Raw genomic sequence first — 4,031 nt, forward strand, 5'->3', positions numbered from 1 at the left:
GATGGCAGAGAGGTCACACCCGTTCCCATACCGAACACGGAAGTTAAGCTCTCTAGCGCCGATGGTAGTTGGGACCTTGTCCCTGTGAGAGTAGGACGTCGCCAAGCAACTTTAAGACGAGTCAGAATGACTCGTCTTTTTTGTATTTAATAAGCTTGTTATCTATGGGTTTCTTTAGTCATAGATAACAAGCTTATTTGTGTAAAAGTAAGGGCATTTATACAACATGAATTCCCGATAAAACCTCTATTTGTTATAGTTTCACTTTATTCTTTATATCGATAAGCTCAAAACGTTCGCAAACGAGTAGCATATCTTCAAAAAAGCTAAGGCCAAGCTCATTTAACTCCTTTGTAAAGAACTGAATATGGGTATCCCGCCAATAATTATAAGTACGATCTCCTTCACCTTCAGCGATAGCGAATTCTTCGGCTACTTCATTCATTGGTGTTACAGTTACTTCTATTGTCTTAATAATAGCTACAGGTTCACCTTGGCTATTGAGTACAATACTATAATCATCGTTTGTTGGTAGCGGTTCGTTTTCTAATTCATAAAAAATATGACCGGAGCATGTTGCTGTTTTTACACCATCAATTACTAACTGTGCGAGATAATCAGGGGAATCACCGAATTGCCAAGCTGTAACAGATTTCGGCTTTGCATTGTCCCCCCAATAAGTATCCCAATATGCTTGGGCTAATGGATTCATTTGTATCGTTACCTCACTTTAGTTAATATTAATTCTCTTTATAATCCCTGAGCAATCTGCTTATTTGTAATGGTTTTGTACTCATTTAAAATTTGTATCGTTGTGTTGCGAATTAATACAGGTAATACGCTGAATGAATATGGTTTGTAAACCCGTTCTGTCCATTTATGGCCATCTTTCCCGTAGACCCCCATATTAATAGAAGGGATGTTTAATTTCCGAATTGTTTCGTACGGTAATGAATATAGTTGTTCCCATTTAGGAAAGTTTTCTAATAATGGTTTTAACTCTTCGTCAGTTTCGTGAATAGACAAGAAGCTACCATCTGCTAAATAAGGAAAGAATTTTTTAATACAAATTGTTCTCCTGTCTCAGTTTGCATATTCTTCAATATGGATTGGATCGTACTTTGTAATAGATTATTTCCTTCATTTGTTTGTTTTAAGTAGTTATGTGGTAAAAATGGTGGAGCGAAAAAGATAATAACGCGCGCTTTCTTTTCTGGATCTAGCTGTTGAAGAGTGGCGATAATTTCAAAATATAGTTCTCGCAAATCTTGTTTATTACTTTCTCGTATAACATCTTGAATAATAATGTCTGGGTTAATGTTTAGATTCCTTAATTTTTTTATATAGTCTGCATAGCTTATTACTTCAATTTCCAAAGAAAGTTTTCGAGTGGGAAGACCTGTTATGAGTAAGTAATGTTCGAACTGCTCCTGTAAATAGTGTTCAGCCTCTTTACAGGCTTTACTCGTTTCTTCTAATAGTCGGGAAAGAATCTTTTTTGGTGTAGCTTCATAAATAAAGTAATTAAAGTATAATTGGCTACTTGTTGCTGTTTGAACAGTATACTTCTCTTTATTATCACGCTGATATAAACAAGTTGGAGGGAGAACGAGTTCATCGCGAATAAATTCAGTTAGTTTATAGTTGTTATGTAGCCTATTTGTGATTTGGGCTGCAATAAAATTAGGATCAATACCCGACAATGTATCACCTACATGTACTTCCCTTCCGTAAATATAGAAACAAAGAAGAAGTTTGCCTGCAGTTCCTGTATAAATGTAGCGCTGAATATCTCCGTCATATAAAGGTGTTATGAAATTATTATTAATAGCCAAACGATACTGTAATTGTTTTTCTTGCTTTAGTCTTTCAAGTTCGGTTAAGGCAGAGATAATACCACGATGTTCGCCTTCTTCATCTCCGTTGAATAAGAGAAGTAGATTTCCTTCTAGTAAATGAATATGTTCTGAGAAGTATAATATATTAGCTAGATGAATAGCAGCGTCACTTTTCATATCAAGAGAACCACGGCCGAACAACCAATCTCCAGAATTTGCGTCAGTTTGAACACTTATATTACCTTTGTAGGTTTGGAAATATCGCTCGAGTATTTCAGGAGAGAGGGCATGCTCTTTTAACGATCTGAAATCTTCAATACCAACTGTATCTAGATGTGAATGATAAATAATAGTAGAGGGGGAGGTGTTTTTCCCTTTTATAAATGCGAATACATTTTTTCTCCCTATTGGATCATGAGGTACATGTTGAATCCATACGTGTTCAGGGTGTTTTTGAAAATAAGGAAAGCTTTTTAAAATGCTATATAGTTCATCTATAATACTAGCTTCGCCGCCGGTACCGTTAATACTATTAAATGAAACTAAATGCTTTGTAAGTAATTTAATTTGCTCTTCTAACGGTAACGGTTGCAGTTGTTTATATATAGACATAGGATAAAACCTCTTTAAATCTTATAATTGGGAGTCTTTCATAGAGAAGATAAGTGCAAGTGAAAAAGTTAGTTTACATAAATAAAAGGGAGTAGTGATGTATAATAAGGGTTTAGAACGTTTGTTCTATATTGGTGTAATGGGTACACTCAATTAATTGAGGTACGTATTTTTGATCGTTTTCCGACAGAAGATTCCTCCCTCAATTTGCGTGAAGATGTGATATGTACAAGACACTTCAGTTCTCACCGTAGGAATTACGGGCAGGGTCTGCTAAGATAACTGATGGATACATCGATGTTTGCAGGAATCTCCGATTTCAAACAGGTCATAAGGTCGTTAAGTGGGAGTAGTTCAATCAGTATATGTGTTTAAAGAAGAAATGCTATTATTAGGTTCGGATTTCAAGTATAGCTTGTAACCTTACATACTAGCTTGGTGAAATAATCTTCTAATCTGTCTTCGCTTATCATCATTTTTAATACTTCAATATCATTAAGAACAAACGCCCTGTTAATGCGTCCTTGCTGTCCAAAGTGAGAGTAAACGCGAATATTCCTTTTATCATGTACTTCACAATCAAAAATCAAAAATTTGAAAATGATTTTTTAATAGCATCGCAGCTTTATTGTCATTATTCACTTGGAATTCTATGTACCTACGGTTTGCTTTACGCAGCGTATCAAGAGAAATCTCCTCTAGTAACTTTCCTTCATGAATAATTCCCATACGATCGACTAGTTGTTCCACCTCGGCTAGTATGTGACTAGAAATGAGTATTGTTATGTTTCTTTCTTGAGCTAAAGCTTTAATAAGTTTTCGCATTTCTTTAATACCGATTGGATCGAGCCCGTTAGTTGGCTCATCTAGTATGAGTAGTTCGGGATAATGGAGAAGAGCACGTGCAATTCCTGAGCGCTGTTTCATTCCTAAAGAATACTTTCCTACTAATTTTTTTGTTTCGTGCTGCAAGCCTACAATTTCTAATGCTTCTTCAATTGCATTTTTCTTGTGCACTCCAATTATCTTTGCGTTAATTAATAAGTTTTCATAAAAAACTGGAACTTCAACGATAGAACCAATTCTTCTTAAAATGTCTTTTTGATTTTGAAATAAATCCTCTCCGAATACTTCAATATTTCCACTTGTAGATTTTATAAGGCTGAGCAGCATACGAATGGGGTCCTTTAAGGAAGAAAGGTTTAAATTAAATTGAATTGAATATGTTTTGGAAGAATAGATTAGCAAAGTGAAGTAGAAGATGGTTTCCCGATAATGAAATTTTTGTAGGATTTTATCTAGCTAAAAGAGTGTAGAAATATTAAATTAAATATCTTTATAAAAAGGTATTGACGATTAGTCTATAGAGGTGTAATATAAGACAAGTCGCCGATAGCAACAACGCAGAAAGCGACAAACGAAATAAAAAAACTTAGTTGACATTGAAACATGAAAATGTTAACATAAGGAAGTCGCAAATGAGCGGCAAACAAGTTCTTTGAAAACTGAACGAAACAAACAACGTGAAACGTCAATTTTTATTTTTAGATGCTAGACAAACTAACTTTATTGGAGAGTTTG

General features: G+C 34.8%; 1 protein-coding gene, 1 rRNA gene and 2 pseudogenes. 1 reads left to right on the top strand and 3 read right to left on the bottom strand.

Annotated elements, in window-relative coordinates:
• Window positions 1-107 (top strand): 5S ribosomal RNA (gene rrf, locus ACTFQM_RS27220); the annotation flags it as partial.
• A gap of 146 nt (window positions 108-253) precedes the next feature.
• Here the strand turns inward: rrf and ACTFQM_RS27225 are convergent.
• From ACTFQM_RS27225 to ACTFQM_RS27235, 3 genes and pseudogenes are all read right to left on the bottom strand, one after another.
• Window positions 254-712, bottom strand: a complete 459-nt coding sequence (locus ACTFQM_RS27225; protein WP_440037026.1) for an ASCH domain-containing protein — start codon at window positions 710-712, stop codon at window positions 254-256.
• Window positions 713-750: 38 nt separating this feature from the next.
• Window positions 751-2,450: pseudogene (locus ACTFQM_RS27230) on the bottom strand (M20/M25/M40 family metallo-hydrolase).
• A 404-nt stretch (window positions 2,451-2,854) separates the two neighbouring features.
• Window positions 2,855-3,629 (bottom strand): annotated as a pseudogene (locus ACTFQM_RS27235) (ATP-binding cassette domain-containing protein); the annotation flags it as partial.
• Between the last annotated feature and the right edge of the window lie 402 nt (window positions 3,630-4,031).

The organism is Bacillus cereus group sp. MYBK30-2, from assembly GCF_051915945.1.
Lineage (GTDB): Bacteria > Bacillota > Bacilli > Bacillales > Bacillaceae_G > Bacillus_A > Bacillus_A paramycoides.

What these genes read in the sequence shown, in the direction of transcription:
- ACTFQM_RS27225 (WP_440037026.1), bottom strand. Translation starts at nt 712, where the DNA reads ATGAATCCATTAGCCCAAGCATATTGGGATACTTATTGGGGGGACAAT.